At 50.0% G+C, this 17,680-nt stretch carries 10 protein-coding genes and 2 pseudogenes; all 12 read left to right on the top strand.

Annotation, left to right across the window (positions count from 1 at the left end; genetic code table 11):
• The gene (locus PRECH8_RS01625) at nucleotides 1–1,209 is read left to right on the top strand and encodes an ROK family protein (protein WP_242457380.1); all 1,209 of its coding nucleotides are present in this window, start codon (nucleotides 1–3) and stop codon (nucleotides 1,207–1,209) included.
• A gap of 201 nt (nucleotides 1,210–1,410) precedes the next feature.
• Nucleotides 1,411–1,653 (top strand): S-layer homology domain-containing protein, encoded by a 243-nt coding sequence (locus tag PRECH8_RS01630; protein WP_200965327.1) that lies wholly within the window; start codon nucleotides 1,411–1,413, stop codon nucleotides 1,651–1,653.
• Nucleotides 1,654–1,931: 278 nt separating this feature from the next.
• On the top strand, nucleotides 1,932–3,815 hold the full coding sequence (locus tag PRECH8_RS01635; protein ID WP_200965328.1) for an FAD-dependent oxidoreductase: 1,884 nt from the start codon (nucleotides 1,932–1,934) through the stop codon (nucleotides 3,813–3,815).
• 121 nt (nucleotides 3,816–3,936) lie between these two features.
• On the top strand, nucleotides 3,937–4,305 hold the full coding sequence (locus tag PRECH8_RS01640) for a hypothetical protein (protein ID WP_200965329.1): 369 nt from the start codon (nucleotides 3,937–3,939) through the stop codon (nucleotides 4,303–4,305).
• 186 nt (nucleotides 4,306–4,491) lie between these two features.
• Nucleotides 4,492–6,015, top strand: a complete 1,524-nt coding sequence (locus tag PRECH8_RS01645; protein WP_200965330.1) for an S-layer homology domain-containing protein — start codon at nucleotides 4,492–4,494, stop codon at nucleotides 6,013–6,015.
• 257 nt (nucleotides 6,016–6,272) lie between these two features.
• Nucleotides 6,273–11,159, top strand: a complete 4,887-nt coding sequence (locus PRECH8_RS01650; protein WP_371871159.1) for a PKD domain-containing protein — start codon at nucleotides 6,273–6,275, stop codon at nucleotides 11,157–11,159.
• An 89-nt stretch (nucleotides 11,160–11,248) separates the two neighbouring features.
• Nucleotides 11,249–11,968 carry a nucleoside phosphorylase gene (locus PRECH8_RS01655; protein ID WP_200965332.1) on the top strand — a complete coding sequence of 240 codons (720 nt, stop codon included), beginning with the start codon at nucleotides 11,249–11,251 and terminating at the stop codon, nucleotides 11,966–11,968.
• Nucleotides 11,969–12,059: 91 nt separating this feature from the next.
• Nucleotides 12,060–14,309, top strand: a complete 2,250-nt coding sequence (locus PRECH8_RS01660; protein ID WP_200965333.1) for an alpha/beta hydrolase — start codon at nucleotides 12,060–12,062, stop codon at nucleotides 14,307–14,309.
• A gap of 367 nt (nucleotides 14,310–14,676) precedes the next feature.
• Nucleotides 14,677–15,978 (top strand): annotated as a pseudogene (locus PRECH8_RS01665) (IS1380 family transposase).
• Between the two features lie 549 nt (nucleotides 15,979–16,527).
• On the top strand, nucleotides 16,528–16,968 hold the full coding sequence (locus PRECH8_RS01670) for a YqxI family protein (RefSeq protein ID WP_200965334.1): 441 nt from the start codon (nucleotides 16,528–16,530) through the stop codon (nucleotides 16,966–16,968).
• Nucleotides 16,969–16,992: 24 nt separating this feature from the next.
• Nucleotides 16,993–17,370 (top strand): DUF1878 family protein, encoded by a 378-nt coding sequence (locus PRECH8_RS01675; protein WP_200965335.1) that lies wholly within the window; start codon nucleotides 16,993–16,995, stop codon nucleotides 17,368–17,370.
• 134 nt (nucleotides 17,371–17,504) lie between these two features.
• A pseudogene (locus PRECH8_RS14680) lies at nucleotides 17,505–17,680 on the top strand (IS1380 family transposase); the annotation flags it as partial.

Here is a 17,680-nt window from a genome sequence, read left to right on the forward strand (position 1 = left end):
GTGAGGGACCCTGTAGCAAGCCGCCTGCCTAATCGCAAAGCGAAGGAGGTTTTCCAGCGCATCCGCTTGAAGGGAACGATCTCCAAACAGGAACTGCAGGAGGCTACCGGATATACGATCAGCACGCTGACAAGGCTGCTGGAGGAGTTAGTCGAGTTGAGATTCATCGAGGAGACTGGATTCGGCGAGTCCACCGGCGGGCGCCGGCCGACTTTGTACCGAATTCGGGCGGACTACGGATATGTGCTTGGGCTGGATATTTCCCGGGCAACATCGCGCATCGTGCTCTGTGATATGCACCTGAACAAGCTGGACAGCGTTATCTGGCCGATGAATTCCCGCAGCACGCCGGAGCATCTCATCGATGCGGCGGTTGCCGCGGCGAAGGCCATGCTGGCCAAACACCATATACAACATGGGGATGTGCTGGGCATCGGCATTGGAGCTGTCGGACCCCTTGATCGACATGCGGGTATGATCTTCGATCCGCAGGGCTTCCCGGCCGAAGGTTGGATGAGTATACCGATCTGCCGCATCCTCAACGAACGCCTTGCATTGCCGGTCTATCTCGACAACGGAGCGAATACGGCACTGCTCGGAGAATATTGGAGTGATCCAGTGCATCGATCGGATCACATGCTCTATGTGCATGTTGGGGTGGGCATCCGTTCAGCGGTGATGGTGGGCGGTAAGATCGCCCACGGCGCCTTCGATATGGAAGGGGCTGTCGGCCAGATGATCATCCAGAGCGACGGCGCAGCCCCGATCAGCGGCAAGGGCAATTACGGCGCCTGGGAGTCCTATGTGACGACGCATGCGCTGGTACGCACCGCCGTCTCCCAGATCAAACGGGGGCGGGAGTCAAGGATGTGCGGCATGGTCGAGGATGTGGAACAGCTGACTTATGCGCATCTTGAACAGGCCTACGCAGAAGGGGATCCGCTGGCACGGGAGATCTATCTGAATGCAGCGGCGTCCTTCGGGATCGGGCTTGCGAATCTGCTCAATATCCTGCATCCCGAGATCGTCATCCTTGGCGGGCCGATCGCCGGTCATATCGATTGTTTCTATGATGACGGGATCCGCATCGCAATTCAGAACACGTATTATTATCCGGAATATCAGGTGAAGTTTCTTAAGAGCAGGCTGCAGGATGATGCCGTTGCCATCGGTGCGGCGTCGATGGTCATCCAGCAGTTAAGCATCTAGGTACGGGATCAGGCAATTCAGGAAATTGGCACAGGGATTCAGCCGGGTTTGGGCCGGCGGACGCTGTGTCTTTTTTTGTGTTTAGGCAATAAATACTATTGTTCGATCTGGGTCAGATTCCATATATTCGCTGGTGATGCAGGCCCCGAAGGGTTACGATGGTAGGGACGAACAAATCGCAGCATGGGAGGTTACATACTTATGAAGTTATCGAAGATCGCCGCATCCCTGGGACTTGCTCTGGCTGTCGGCTTATTCAGCCCAAGAAGTGAAGCCGAGGCCAAAACGTTCAGCGATGTCAGCGCGGACTACTGGGCGAAGGCGGAGATCGAGTATTTGACGGATCGCGGCATCATCAATGGTTATCGACGCCGATCAGCTGAGGAAGGTCAGCTGATCGGCTTTTTGTGTATGCTGTTTGGCTGCGAGTTGTGGTATGGTTGAAGGAATGATGCGTCATTGATTCTATAAATTAAGAAAGGAACGCAAAAATCCATGAACGTAATCCATATCGACCTCTATCAAGATTGGATCCGCACCGTGCGCGATTACTTTCGCAGCGCGTCGCTTTAACCGAATTATTTTCGCCCCTAATCACCCTAGATCAATGATAAACATCACAATAATAGACCGATAGTCTAAAAATATATAGACACTTCCCGTGTAATCTTCTATACTCAAGTTGGGTTTAGCAAGATGTTACAGCGGGGGAAGTGATAGGGATGCGGGATGTTACGATGCAGAAGCGCCAGCGGGTCATCGATCAGGCGCTGCGAATGTTCGCTGAACGCGGTTATGAAAACGTATCCGTGGACGAGATTCTCCAGGAAGCGGGGATTTCGAAGGGGACGTTCTACCATTATTTTGAGAGCAAAGAGGATATCCTGCTGGATTTCGGCAAGAGCCAGATCGAGATCATCGATCGCTGGGAGGAAGACAGTCCGAAGAACATCGCCTCTCTGGAAGGGCATATCCAACGTCTGTTCATGGAGCTGTCCGATTCTCTCAAGGAGATGCCGAGGCTGATCGGCAGCATGCTCGCCTTAGCTGTGCAGCATGAGAAGGTCGGCGAATCCTATGCAGGGTTGTACAGCCGCCTGCATAAGGCGCTCAGCAAATGGATCCCGGAAGAAGAGAAGGTCGATGCGCTGATCACGGTGTATATCGGCGCTTTGCTGCAATGGTCGCTGGAGGACGGCGGGGATCTGAACGACATGGTGCAGCAGCGGCTGAAGGTGCTGTGGCATGGCATCGTCGATGACGACGGCAAGCTGCGGATCACACCGATCGACCGCTCGCGCAAGATTCGTGTCGGGGTGATCGGCGGAGGTTTGGCCGGTTTAACAGCGGCCGCCTATCTCAGCGAGCATCCGAACATCGAGGGGATCCTGTTCGAACGCAGTCCGCAGCTGGGAGGAAGGGCATTTACTTATGAAAAAGAAGGCTTCACCCTCAATTACGGCGCTCATGCCATCTACGGGATCGACCGCCATACGATCAGCACGGTTCGCCGGGAGCTGGGGCTCTCCTTCAGCAGCAAGCAGGTGGATAAGCGGCAGGTCATCTATGAGAAAAACGGACGAATGACACCGGCGCCCCTCGATGCGATCAACATGCTGCGAACGGAACTGCTCGGACCGATGGAGAAGGTGCGCTTCGTCGGCGAGATCGTCAGCATCGTCACCAACATCCATAAGATGAAGAATTATGCCGCACTCGGAGATTTCCTCGCGGAGTCGACGGTGAGCGATGAGATCAAGGAGCTGTGGGAACACCTCGTCTGTTCGAATTTCTTCATCTCGCCGGAGGATGCGCGCAAGGTGCCGGGTCAGGTGATCTGCGAATATTATCAGAATCTCTTCCTCGCGCAGCGGCCGGTCAGCTACATCCTGGGCAGTTGGGCGGTGATCACCAATCAGTTGTCGCAGAAGGTCGAGCGTTCCGGAAGATGGGAGCTGTCGGTGCGGGAGGCCGTCGAGGAGGTGGCGGCGGAAGGGGAGCAGTTCCGCTTGACGACGAAGAAGAGAAGCGAGCTCTTCGACTATGTGATCATCGCCATGCCGGTGCAGCATGCGGCGAAGCTGCTCAAGGGAACGCCCTGGGAAAGCGAGCTTGCCCCTTATGAGAACAACGAATCGACGGAGGTGCTGGTGTACGACGTCGGTTTGAAGCGGGTGGTGAACCGGCCGTTCTCCTATATCAGCGATATCGATCGCAAGGTGTTCATCAGCGACATCTCGGCGACGGATCACACGATCGCGCCGCCGGACGGTCAACTGCTGCAGGGTATCGCTTATCTGCATGACAACTTCGAATCCGATGAGGAGCGTAAAGCTTATCAGGAGCGGCGCGTGGCGGAGATGGAGCAACTCTTCGACCGCCATTACCCCGGTTGGCGTGACGAGATCGTCGTGAAGCGGATGTCGAAGAAGGCGATGGTGCAGAGCGTGAAGCATATCGCGGGCAATCGCATGCTGCCGGTGCAGCTGGAGGGCGTGCCGTTCTTCTTCTGCGGCGATGGCTGCGAAGGGAAGGGGCAGCTGGCGGAGCGAGCCTTCTCCAGCGCACGGGAGGCAGCGCGGCTGCTCGTGAAGAGTTTGCAGTAGGAGCGTTGTATAGAGTTGTATGACAGAAGAATTTTTTGAAGTGCATTCGTATGTTGGAGATCGCGCCTCAGGTGATGGACCTGGGGTGTTTGTTTGTATTCTGTGGTGAAGAGCTTGCTTAATGAACGGTATACTTGATACATACTTGCAGTGGACATCTAGAAGGGGGAACGGTTATGACCCGTTTGGAACCAAGCACGTCGTGAACTTCGCTGACTCGGATGCGACGGGCCATGTACATATGGGACTAACTCATTATATGAAGAAACTGTACCCCGAAGTTGAGATCCCGGTTTCCACCCTGCGAGCGCGTTTCGCCGATGATCACTGCGGCCTCAGAGAGGGGAGCATCGGAAGGTACGGGATCGAATGGTTGACGATGGAGGATCATTTTGGGAAGATGGTCGATTATTATGCTTTGGATTTTGCATTTGCTGCCGATGAGCCGAGGTGCGAGGTAAGCTTTGAATTTGTGGTGAATCAGAGTTGATCAAGCAATCGCATAGTTCGAATTTACTAAAATAACAGAATTCCACTGGAATATATTGACGAAAGGATCTGCCCGTGGTAAGTTGTAGGTAGTTCAAATGGAATATTCGCGCGCGGAAGAACCGTCTTTTACAACATCTGTTGCAGAAGACGGTTTTATTTTTTGGTGGAATGGAAGGAAAGGGAGATGAAGATGAGAAAGATGTTCATCATCTTGGCAGCACTGCTGCTGTTAACACCGCCGCAGTTGGTGCATGCTGAGCACGATCAGGCTTATGTGGGTATTGAGGAGCTTCTTGCTGAGTCTGATGAGGTTGATGGGACTGATGCAGAAGGCGCGGAGTCTTATGCTGAGTCTGGAGAAACTTATGATGATGCCAGAGAATCTGTTACAGATTCCGTTTCTGTTGAGTCTTATGCAGATTCTGAGAATGCTTATGCAGCAACCGATGAAGCTCTTGCAGAATCTGTTGAGACTGATGCTGAAACTGGTGAGTCTGTTGCCGAAACCGGTGAGGCAAATGACTATACTGGTGACCCCTCTTCGGAGACGGCCGCATCCTTGCCTTTCCCGGATATTCGAGGGCATTGGGCGGAGGAGATCATCATGCAGTATGCGGATGGCGGCATCATCAACGGCTTTCCTGACGGAACCTTCCGGCCGGATCAGCCAGTGACGACGGCGGAGTTCATCGTGATGGTTATAAACAGCGGTACACGCGTGGATGAGCAAGGAGTGCGCGATTGGGATGAAGCGTTTCTGGAACGGATCGTCACGCAGTCGAAGAAGAACATCTTGAAGTTTGCCGGGCATGATTTTAGTTACGGAGATCCTTGGTATCAGAACTATGTGGATATGGCGATGAACATCTCGCTCATCGGCAGGTTTCAATTCGAGGAAGAGTATACAAAGCCGTTGACTCGGGAGAAAGCAGCATCCATCGCTGTGAATTTCAGCATGGTATATGATGGGTTCATTCAGAATGAATACGGCGATATAGCGGCGACGATATTTAAGGATTTTCGGCATTTTAGCAGCATGTATGCACGTTTTGCCGGCAAGGCAGCTATTCTCGGACTGATGCAAGGCGGTCCGGGCGGGGAGTTCAATCCGCAGAGGCAGCTGACGCGGGCTGAGGCATTGACGATCATCTCCCGCATCCATGATAAGAGCTTACGTGAACCTGCTGAGATTGACTTGAGTCCGTATCCGTATGCGATCGTACCCGGAGCAAACGGCTATCCGGATCAGGTGCACATCTTTATGAATGAGAAACAGAAAGAGGTTTATGAGATTATTGTACAGGCTGTTAGACATGAAGATGATTTTTTCTCAATTCAAGAGTTTTCTTCTTTTTATTTTTATGAAGACGAAAGTCAATATGAAAGACATATGGAATCTAGAGATTTGCTTGATGGATTACTAAGATATGACTTAGGAGTAGGACCTTTAGGATCAGGATTTGACCTGGTGATCAAAGCAACTGAAGAAACACTAGATAGATATGAAAACATTTTAGATATTTTATTAGAATCGATCTTATACGATGATTACATAGAAGCAAAGCTATTTATTTTGGAAAATTACAAAAAAATACATGAGACTGAATATATCACAAATTACTATTCTGAAAAAGAAGTAGGGGACTATAAAATACTTATAAGTTATTTCTATAGGGAAATTCCTTACTTTTCTATTCGATTCGAATAGAGAGTGTAGAATTGCGTGAGATAATTTTGGTTCAACGAAGTATTTGTGTACGGAAGAACCGTCTTTTCCACAAAAGATGTTGGAAAAGACGGTTTTATTTATGGTTATAGGAAGGAATCAACAATCAAATAGCAACTATTTGAGTTATATTGAATCTCTTTGATCTCTAATCTCTTAAAGAATTGCAACAAATATAAGGCGGTGATTTGAGTTTGATTAGAAAGGTCATAATTATTGTGTTATGCCTATTCACTATAATGCCATCAATTTTCCCTCCAATACTCTTAGCAGAAACTCAATATGAACTATGTATTAGATTATATAAAAACAGATTTGATGTACCTCCAGGATTTCCTTACTGCAGCACAAACGGATATCCATTTCAGCAAAAGTTATGGGATGACTTAGGAGTTATCGTATACGGAAATCCAGAGCTGTTGCCTTTTAACCAGGGGCCAAGAAACTTTAAGGCGGGTTACGCTGATCCTCAGCATGAAATAGATTACCCCGATGGGGGCGGTCCTCTTACTCCCAAACATCCGTATTTTACGAAAAACGGGGTTAAGGGGGAATACCGTTATCTTGGTTATGATCGAAACGGGCAACCTTATGTAAATCCGTATTTCATACCTGATATGAGAGTACAGAAAGGTTCTGAAAGAACTTGGGTTTACCGTCCGTGGTCTAATCCTCTATTAAAAAACGTTTCTAATCAACCTAGTAATATCAGCCCGATGTTAGCCTCTGTTTATAGAAGTTTAGATGATATATACCAACTAAATCGAGTAAACGAAGTCAACAGCATCATCAAATCACAAGCCGTACAAGTCAAGTACTCCACCTTCGCAGAGGATCCGAATAAGAACCTATTCGACTACATCTATGTGACGCAGGATCCTACGGTCTGGGCGCCGGGAGCGGGGACGATGTGGTCCATTGACCATACGGGCAAGATCTGGTATTCCTCGCATGTAATCGACCAGCGGAAGATGAAGTACAACACACCGGTGAAAGCCGGAATCGAACCGGGACCGGGCATCACACCCAATTACAAGATGGAGAAACAAATCCACGACACCTTCGAACTCCCTTACCGAGTAAGCGGCAGGCTGCTGGATGATGCCTATTACCATAACCGCTATGATCGGGTGAAGTATTATACAAGAGATGATGTAAAAAGCTGGGCCCTCACGGTCACCGTTAAGCATCCGGGCAAATCAGCAGTTACCCTTGGCACCTATACAGGCAATGATCTGGTGATTGACCACGGCCGAGCTTACGCTTATACGGATGTGAAGATACCGATCCGCAAGCCCGACTATCCCGAAGGGGGAACGATGGTGATCACGGTAACCGCACAGGTCACCTTCGGAGACGGGGAGAAGCGGCAACATGTCACCAGTTATCAGCAAGGATTCGGAGTCACCCCGCCGCCTCTGCCGGATCCGCCCGATGAACCCGATGACCCCGGCTCTCCATCCCATCCGGGAGGAGGCGATCCGCCTTCGAGCGATCCCGACCCCATATACTGCAGTCCGAACATCGGCGATCACGCCATCGATATCCTGCCCTTCACCGATGTCTCGGAGACGACGGATCTGTCGCGGGTCAGATCGGTCTATGTTACGGTGAACGGCCAGGTCGTCAGTTATGAGCAGTTTTTCTCCGGCCGATATATCTTCGGCGATGATGCCGATGGACTGAATCATGTCTATGTGGAGTATCGTTTGAGCTCGGGGCTGAAGTGCACCTTCGACAAGTGGGTGCTTGTCCATGATTCCAAGCCGCGGGCGGAATTTGATATGGACGGCGGCACTTGGAAGGAGAACCGTACGATCTTCGTGCGGAATACGAGTTCGCAAGCGGTTGATCCCTATGTGGAAGCTCGTTATCCGATCGTCAGCCATGAGTGGTCGTTCGAGGCGCTGGATGGCAGCACCGGCGAGCGCAAGATGGGAACGGACACGGATCTCTACAAGGAATTGATGTACACCAAGCCCGGACGCTATCAGATCTCGCTTACGACGACCAACGCCCTTGGTAGAGTATCGGATGCCTACGTGGTCCAGTTCAGCATCATCGAGGACGTGCCGCCGGCGATTATCCAGCATGCATACTCGAGCGAAGCGGCGCGCGGCGAGACTATTACCTTCTACAACCATGTGGTCAGCATCGACGGCGATGAGATCGTAAACGAAGTGCATCGCATCTATTATGACGAGCGGGGCGACGAGTCTTACAGCAAACTGGTCGATACGATCTTCGGTCCCCTCACGGAATACACGCCGAGGCACGGTCTTGGTCAGTATAAGGTGGTTACGACGGCTGAAGAGGTGTTCGGCCAACTGACGCTCACACAGCATCTTACGGAAGACAGCAAGCGTTCTTCGGCGTCGGAGACCTATTTTAAGGTAGAGAATTATATCCCTTACGCAGACATCTACGCGGATCTCCCCTATGAACAGGCGGAAGTCGAGATCTTCTTCATGCTGGACAAGAACTTGGCACAAGCGAAGATCGATTATGTGAATCAGAACGTCATAGGCATCACGAATCGCTTCCGACAGGAGTCCTTGGATCCGCTCGTCAAAAAATGGGATATGAAAACCTATACCTACTCTAAATCCGTCAGCACATCAAGGAACACAGGAAGCAGTTATCCCAGCTCGACCTACTATTATGATCAGGAGGGTTACAGCGGCACGCTGCAGCGCTACAGTGTCAGCAACAATCCCTATACAACCCATCACACGCGAACTGAAACGGTCACAGAGAACAGAACCTATTATGAATATACTTGTTCCAAAACCTGGCCGGGTTCACCCTGGATGCTGTGGGATGTGAAGGTATGCGGCAATCACACAGAAGATATGTGGTACAAAGTCGTTACCGAGACGATCACGAGGACAATCGAGGTTCCATATACGATCACCCACGACAATTACACAGGGTACTACAGCGGCACCGTTTACCGCCATGTCCGCGAGCCTTACCGCACGCCTTGGGAAAGCACGACTTCTGCTAAGTACATCGTATATATCAGCGACGGTAATATCAGCGAGCCGGCAGACTTCACGAACGTTGTCCAGAAGTCCGATGCGCAGGTGATCTTGGCAGGGAAATCGAGTATCCGGAATCAAGCTCCCCATGATCATTACATCACCAACAACGGTCAATCGATCGAATCCATCATTCAAACCGTTGTGGAGAAAATCGCAGCTCTGAATCCGCCCCGTGCCTCAATGACCGTGCTGGTCAATCAGCCGTTCACGATGCATACGATCGAGATCGATCCGGAGGATGATCCGATCATCCAGCCGCAGACGTTATACGTGCATGACCCGAACTATTACGATAACCCCCAAGGTCGCGCTTCCTATGCCGTATCTGAATATGATGCGAATCATTACCAATCCCAGCTGCTCCGCAACAGTCTGGACAAACCCGGGCTGTATACGATCTACCGCAGGGTTAGAGACAATCCCGTCAGCAAACCGCAGTATTCCTATTACTCCAACGAAGCCTATATGAGCATCGCCGCCCATCGCAAGCCGATCGCACAAGCGGTGTTGGACTGGACCTATAACCCTGCAACCGGACTCTATGAGACGACTTGGGTGGATCAATCCTATGATCTGGATCATCAATATCGGGATCCGCAGCGGGGCATACGGGAGAGGAAGATACGGTTTAGGAGGAACAGCGGTGAATGGCTGTATTATATTCCAGATGAATTGACAGCGGGGAGCTACGAATTGGAATATACCGTCCGTGATATCGAGGGTGCTTGGTCGGATCCCTACAAGCTGACCTTCACGCTCGCTGAGGAGCCGCCGCCGCAGATCGATGCGAAGGCGCGGGCAGAGCTGGCTAGGTTCAGCTTGCGCAATATTCCAGCCAGTGAACAATTGCGAATCTATGAGATCTGGACGAGATATCCTTATCGGCATGATTTGGAAGTAGCGATCTATAACAGCGCAGCAACGACTCGAATGACGACCCCGGTGACCGTGGCCAATCATACGGGGACGAAGCGGGGGAGCGACATCTACTGGGAGGATATCGTCTATACGATTCCAGAGACGCTGCCGGATGGGCAGTATGTTTTACGCCTAAGCGCTGTTGGACAGAATGGGATTAGAGCGGACATCGATTTCCCGATTCGCGTGAACACCCCGATTAATCTTGTGCCGAATCTGGCATCAGAATTGTTAACAGGAGAACTCACCGCCCTGGAAGCAACTACGAGCAAATATGCAAGCAGCGTTACCGTTACGATGTTCAGAGGTACGAGATATGAGAACAGACAAGAGCTTGCAGGAACGCGAAAGGGTGACTTGAAGACATGGCATGCATCCTACCAAGTTCCGGTGATTCCTGACGGACATTATCAGGTCAGATTTACGGCTGTTACACCCAACGGCAATTCGCAGTCCATCGATCGGACTGTAGAAGTGATCAATAATCGTCCGCCCGTTGCAGATTTTACTTGGTCGCCCAGCACGATCTGGGAAGGGGACACGGTATCCTTTAGCAATCGATCTTATGATCCCGACGGGGATCCGCTCACCTATTCCTGGCGTATCACTTATCCGGATGGGACGGTATATACATCGAATAAGCAGCATATTGAACTGCGCTTAACACAGATTGGAAATCACGCTGTTCAATTGACGGTATCCGACGGAAGGTTTACGGATATGAAGCAGGCGGTTTTGGCGGTACGAGAATTGACCCTTGGTGCCGATGTGCATCATACGGATCACTGGTACGAGCACCATCGTGAGGCAGGACATGAGACGGAGGTGCATCCGAAGGATTATTACTCGGGTGAAAAATTCCTGTTAAACGCCATGACGTCTCCCGTCCCTGTTCAGCGAGTGAGTGCTGTATTGGTCGCTGTTGATCGGCAGGGGCAGCCGGTGCAGGTGGAGACCGTACTAGAAAGTGTTCGGGACAGTGAACATTACAAGGGTGAACTTTATGATGAGTCCTTCTCCTCACTGGACGAGGGTTTGGCGGTCGGCCTGCATGCTGTTAAGTTCCGTGTTCGCTATATGAATGGAACGGTGAAGACGGCGATCGTTCCTATTCGCATCATCGGGCACGTGTTGGAATCGGCGGGGGTTCATCGGAGGCAGTGAAGATTTTTGGCCAATAATTTGGTACAATGTGCAAGTATGAACCATCTTGGACGATTGAGATACTTACCAACTAGAAGGAGAATGATCGAATGTTTCTGCCAGTCTTAAAGTTGAATTCCGAAGATTTGCCTGACCGCGCTGTCGTCTGCGGCGACCCCGGCAGAGCGAAATTGATCGCTGATCGTATGGAAGATGCGAAGGAACTGGCTTATAACCGGGAATACCGCACCTTCGTCGGCACGTATCAGGGGGTTTGTATCGCGGTTGTCAGCCACGGTGTCGGCTGTCCGGGGGCAGCGGTGTGCTTCGAAGAGCTGATCCGCGGCGGTGTGAAGACCTTGATCCGCGTTGGCACAGCCGGTTCCTATACTCAGGATCTGCCTCCCGGAAGCCTCGTCGTCAGCACGGCGGCGGTACGCACGGACGGCTTGACCGCACAGCTGGTACCGGAAGGATTCCCTGCTGTGGCTGATCCGGAACTGGCTTTGGCCCTCTACAACCAAGCTTCGCAAGTAGAAGGAATCAACACGGCCAAGGGAATCACCTTAACCTTGGACGTGTTCTATAACGGTGTCGTGGAATTCCCGCACAAACTGTACAAACAAGCAGGCGTTCTCGCGGTGGAGATGGAGATCTCCGCGCTCTATACCATTGCTTCGCTTCGCGGAGCCAAAGCGGCTGCCATCGTTGCCACCGACGGTTATGCCGATGCGGATCTGGCGGATGTCTATGATCCTTATACCGACGCAGTCAGCAAAGCTGTGGAAGCGGAGATGGATATTGCGCTGCGCACATTAGCATCGCTGTAATTGCGACTGTGCATTTCTCTTGATGCAACTGATCGATACAGCAAGCGGCGGCCGAGGAAAGCTGGATGTGAGTGGAGGGAGGAGATAGAATATGTGGGTAAGTCTTCGGATCAAGATGCTGCAGTATGATACTCCAAGCAGTTGGTCCGCCTCCGTTGGTCTATGGTTGTCTACAGCTGTATGGTTCGTGTTGTTGGCTTTGGGGATGCCGACGGGCATTGGCCGAGGTTTCGATATACTCGTCGCTTTGCTCATCCATATGATCGGATCCAGTGCAAGCATCGGCATCCTCTCATTGCTCCTGCTGCCCGTGCACCGAGCTATTCCACGCGTATACCTAGGAACATTCCTCTATTCGCTGCCGGTAACCTTTGCGATTATGTACTACTCCGTGGACTTCGATGCCATCGCTTCGCTTGTCATCAGTATGGGATCAGTAGTCTGCGGATCGGCAGCCGGCGTATTGCTGCATTTGATCTTCGACCGCATGTCCCGGCCGCGGACTCGTTTGATCTCGCTCATGATGATGTGCATTTTTGTTGTTTTGGTAAGTTCCAAGTGGATTCTTCCCGTAACCAGCGGATCGTTACCGCCTGAAGATGAAGCAGCAATCTACAGCACATCTGCGGCAGCAAGTGATGCCGAAGAATTATCGATGACCGCTGACAATCCTGCGCTGCCCGGTGAGATGGCTTATACCATATTCACCTATGGCAGCGGCAGCGACAAACACCGTCCGGAGTTCGCAGAGGCAGTGACGCTGCACTCCCGCTCTGTGGATGCTTCGGACTATATTCAGGATTGGCCGGAGTGGCGAAGGATCTTCTGGGGCTTCGACGAATCAGAACTTCCGCTGAACGGCAGGGTGTGGATGCCCGAGGGAGAAGGACCCTATCCGCTGGTCTTGATCGTCCACGGCAACCATACGATGGAGAAATTCTCCGATGACGGTTATGCGTACCTCGGTGAACTGCTGGCCAGTCGAGGAATGATCGCGATCTCCGTCGATCAGAACTTCTTGAATTACTCTTATTGGTCCGGCATCCCTAATGATAACTACAAGCTGCGGACCTGGATCTTGTTGCAGCATATCCGAGAGTTAGGGCATTTTAATGAACAGCCGGGCAATCCCTTCTATGGGCAGATCGATATGCATCAGATCGCCCTCGTCGGCCACTCGCGAGGCGGTCAGGCAGCGGCGATGGCGGCGGATGCAAGCCGCTGGTTCGGCGAAGAGGACGCGCTGCCCGCTCCGGAAGATTATACGATTCAAGCCGTAGCAGCGATCGCTCCGACAGATGTGAATGTCGATCACAAAGCCCCTTATCTGCATGATGTCTATTACCTTACGATCTACGGCGGACGGGATGCGGATGTCAACACGCTAAATGGCGATGAACAATATTCCCGCACGACTTTCTCAGATCCCCATCGGTTCAAATCCGCGTTATTCATCGAGAGTGCGAATCACAGTTATTTTAATGAATCGTGGGGGCCGTATGATCTTGCGCTGCCTGAAGGGGTGTTTCTGAATCAGCAGGATACGATGCCGCGAGAAAAGCAAGAAGAGGTCACGAAGCTGTATGTATCAGCTTTCTTAGAGATCGTCTTCCACGATAAACGGGAATATATGCCTATGTTCCGTGATTTCCGTGCGGCCGGTGATTGGCTGCCCGAACATTCGCGGTACTTCAACCGCTTCGAAAGCGGGGCATTCCTGCCGCTTCATGATTTTGAGCATGTTGACAGCGACATCATCGCCATGGACGGTTCGGAGATTACAGCGAAGGGATTCACCGTATGGGAAGTGCAGGATGTGAATAATAAGAACGGCGTTTCCAAAGGGACAAAAGGCGCCGTGCTTGAATGGGAAGAGCAGGCGGAATTCACCATCGAACTGTCAGAACAGTACCGGGATAAGCTGCTGGAAGCCATCGAAGACCCATCGGAAGCGGTATTCACCTTCTCGATCATGAATGCTGAACATGAATTGGAAACGACTGATTCTGCTCTGTCCCCTGAGCTGGAGATTATCGTTGAACTTGAAGACCTGGACGGCGCTTCGGTTCATATCCCCTTGGATGATTATTCTCATATCCTGACGATGCCGAAGACGCAGTATACCGTGTTTCCTTTGCTGGAGGATCGGCTGCGGGACGGCAAGTACAAGAATCATCTGACACCGGTGTTCCAGACGGTGGAGATTTCGATCGAGCAGTTGGATTTAGAACAAACGGATTTTGAGCCGGGGCGTTTGGAGCGGATTACGTTTTATTTTGATGAAGGGCCTTCGAGATTTGTGCTGGATGACATCGGTTTCGTCGAGGAAAGATATCTCTGATTCCAACATCCAGGATCGGTTCCTTGGGTTAATTGCTTATGGAACCCCGAACACCGCATCAAGTAAAAAGATGATCACGGCATCGTGGACCGGAATGAACGAGGCAGACCGAATCAGCCATCGGGATTCTGTCAGCGACAGAAGAATAATCAAAGTAAGTTAGAAAGATAGATCATCGAATTAAGATTCGAATGAAGAAAATCGAAATGAACCTAGCGAAACCTTACTTGTTTGATGTATAATATTGTATAATAGTAATCCTGAATTTCGAAAGTATCGCTCTTTGAAAACATGAAAAGTGCCCCTAATCTTTGGTAGAATGGTGTTTGCAGACAACATCACCCACAAAGAGAGGAGCACCTTTCAGGTGAAGTCTACCACACCCGTCAGCAAAATCAAGACTGAATTTTCCTTGGAGAATGCCACCAGCTTCGGTGGCGTCAAAATCTTTCTGGAGTACCTGGAGAAAATCAAGCTTTCCCAGGCATTACGCGGGTTGTCGTGTGGGAAAGCTCACAACTCGTTATTTCCGGTTTATCGCATTCTGCTTTACCTCATCGTTGGATGGATGCTTGGCTGCGAGCGGCTCTTTCATTTTCGCAAACTGCAGCACGACTCGCTTCTAAAGCGATTTCTCGGTGGGCGATGCCCACACCACTCCTTACTGTATAAAGAACTGATCCGTCTGAGAACATCTTGCCCCCATTTTCGATCGGAACTGCGAACGCTCAATCAGATAGTCATTCAGCCCTGCCTGCCGTCAGCGCTCATCCTGGATCTGGACTCCACGGTGGAAACCGTATACGGCGATCAGGCTGGCGCTGCGAAAGGCACAAACCCACATAAGCCCGGCCGCAAAAGCTACCACCCACTGCTGGCATTTGAGGGGCAGTCCCGTCTGTGCCTTAATGCTGTCCTCCGATCAGGGAACACGCATTCCTCTACGGATGCCGCTTCGTTCTTGAACGAAACATTCGAACTCCTTGGCAAACGCCCGGTGAAATATGCCAGATTCGACAAGGGCTTCGGCGGCGAAGATTTCTATAGCCTGTGGTAAAGCAAGAACATCGGCTATGTCGGCAAGTTGAAGTGGACAAAGCGCCTTGCGGCAGAGGTTGCGGCCTGCCGGTACTGGAAACGATTTGTCGATGAAGACTGGATCATCGAAGGGATTACACTGATCTACAAGGCGACATCCTGGAAAAAGCCTCGCCGCGTTGTAGTTATACGCAAAACGCAAGTCATCGAAGACGGGCAAGCCTGTCTGGTGCTGGACACCGATTGGCAATATGAAGCGATCGTGACCAATCTGGAATGGGAGCCGATTGACCTATGGCGGTTCTACAACCAGCGCTGCTCGATGGAGAACTATATCAAGGAAGCCAAACATGGTTTCTCGATTAACCGGATCGCGACCAGCGATTTTGAGGCGAATGAAATCGACCTGCTGGTCAAACTACTGGCGTATAACCTGTTCGAACGGTTCAAGCGTGACTGCTGTGAGCCGGTTCATCAAGGTTACACGATTGCCCGTTTCCGGCTGGAGTTCTTTCATTGCGCCGCGACGCTGATTCGGCACAGCCGCAATGTGATTCTCAAGCTCGCGAAGGATTTTGCGAATCGGCATGTCTGGAAGCGAATCGAAGCCAGAATCGCCATACTGGAATGACTTCTTCCTCAATTTTACATGGAAACCGAGAAGCCTCTTCAATGGGGAGGGGGAAGAACCATCCGCATACGCAGGATCGGACTCGATTCTACTGGAAAATCCCCTTCTTTTTACAGCTGATGTGACGTTTGGTTCATGCCCGGTCCTTGATATCATGGGCTTTCGAAATTCAGGTTTAACAATCGTCCCCCGTCGGGGTCATCGTCAAAGAAACGTCTGGATTGCCGTTGGATGCATTATCTTGGATATGCATTTGTTGGTTATAATGGGGGTATCATTGTTTGGCAGTTTGTGATTGAACAGCTCGGTAGGAGAATGATGGCTGATCGAAACAAGAAAGATCATGAATAACGTGGTGAGATAGATGCGTAAAAATTTGCTCAATCAACTTATGAGGCAAAAGCAGTATTAACCAGGCTATAGTAATAAGTTATCGAGAAACCAAAATTAGTACTATTATTCATTTATATATAAAAGGTGGAAAGAAACTAGTATTTATGATAATATACTTATGGATCTTCCAAATTTTAGAAATTGAGGAAGGTATGAATGTTTAGAAAAAGGGTAATAGTACTAATCTTGGCTATTTCGACGTTGAGTTTTTTACTTCCTTCTGGTGCTTTTGCTGCTTCAAATATTTCAAATCTTGAAATCGATCAACGGATCATTTATCCGGGCGATGATGGTATAGTAGAACCACAAGGAATCAAAAGATGGATTGCGCAGCAAACAATTAAGGCAGTAGCTTGGGCATTAAGGAACGGAGGTTCATTAATAGACGATATCGCTAGTCAACTCGGAGCTAAAGAAGCGAAGTATTTTACAAAGCATCTTGATGATATTGCTGATGTATTAGACGAGCTTGCGAAACAATCCCAAGTTCTTGAACAGACTATCATTGATCAGATTGCAGGGGCTCTTTACGACCTGGGTGTACCTCTTTCGACAGCCCGAACAATTGCCAACATATTTACATTCTTGGCATTCTGAAAATGTGAAGATGAGGAGCGTATTATGTCAGACTTCAGTGAGACATTGGAAGAAAAAGTAGAAAGGCTTGAATATTACATCGATCTTCTGCGGGATTACATTGTTGATCAAGAACATTTTATTTTTTGGGATTGGGCGATCTCACACAGGCTAAACAGGGAAGAGGTTAGAGCAATTATTGATGTTGCCAAGGAATACAACATGAAATTACTGCACTCAAATGAAGACAATCAAGATTTATCTCTTGAAGCTTTTACCGAAGAGATTAAGAAAATTCTCACAGTCAGAAGATCTGATGCTTCTTTTGAAGTAGACAAAAAGTTTGTATTGCAGATGATTAGAAGACTGTCAAATATGAAGATTTGCAATCAGCTTGCAGACTTCTATTTAAAGGGCAAGTAGTATTGGCTGAGATGTCCAGTATTAAACCTAAATTTCGAAAGTAACATGCTCTAAAAACATGAAAAGTGCCCCGAATCTTTGGTAGAATGGTGTTTACCTACAACATCACCCACAAAGAGAGGAGCACCCTTAAGGTGAAGTCTAACACAACTATTAGTAAAATGAAAACACAATTTTCGTTAGAGAATGCAACCAGCTACGGCGGATTTAAGATTTTCTTAGCGTACCTTGAAAAGATTAAGCTTGCGAAGGCTCTACAATGTCTTCCTAGTGCCAAGGCCAGCAACTCCCTCTTTCCCGTTTATCGGAT

Source organism: Insulibacter thermoxylanivorax (assembly GCF_015472005.1).
GTDB lineage: Bacteria > Bacillota > Bacilli > Paenibacillales > DA-C8 > Insulibacter > Insulibacter thermoxylanivorax.

Excerpts from the sequence above, each read along its gene's own strand:
- PRECH8_RS01635 (WP_200965328.1), top strand. The coding sequence starts at position 1,932 with ATGCGGGATGTTACGATGCAGAAGCGCCAGCGGGTCATCGATCAGGCG.
- PRECH8_RS01670 (WP_200965334.1), top strand. The coding sequence starts at position 16,528 with ATGTTTAGAAAAAGGGTAATAGTACTAATCTTGGCTATTTCGACGTTG.
- PRECH8_RS01645 (WP_200965330.1), top strand. The coding sequence starts at position 4,492 with ATGAAGATGAGAAAGATGTTCATCATCTTGGCAGCACTGCTGCTGTTA.
- PRECH8_RS01630 (WP_200965327.1), top strand. The coding sequence starts at position 1,411 with ATGAAGTTATCGAAGATCGCCGCATCCCTGGGACTTGCTCTGGCTGTC.
- PRECH8_RS01655 (WP_200965332.1), top strand. The coding sequence starts at position 11,249 with ATGTTTCTGCCAGTCTTAAAGTTGAATTCCGAAGATTTGCCTGACCGC.
- PRECH8_RS01650 (WP_371871159.1), top strand. The coding sequence starts at position 6,273 with ATGCCATCAATTTTCCCTCCAATACTCTTAGCAGAAACTCAATATGAA.
- PRECH8_RS01640 (WP_200965329.1), top strand. The coding sequence starts at position 3,937 with ATGAACGGTATACTTGATACATACTTGCAGTGGACATCTAGAAGGGGG.
- PRECH8_RS01660 (WP_200965333.1), top strand. The coding sequence starts at position 12,060 with ATGTGGGTAAGTCTTCGGATCAAGATGCTGCAGTATGATACTCCAAGC.
- PRECH8_RS01675 (WP_200965335.1), top strand. The coding sequence starts at position 16,993 with ATGTCAGACTTCAGTGAGACATTGGAAGAAAAAGTAGAAAGGCTTGAA.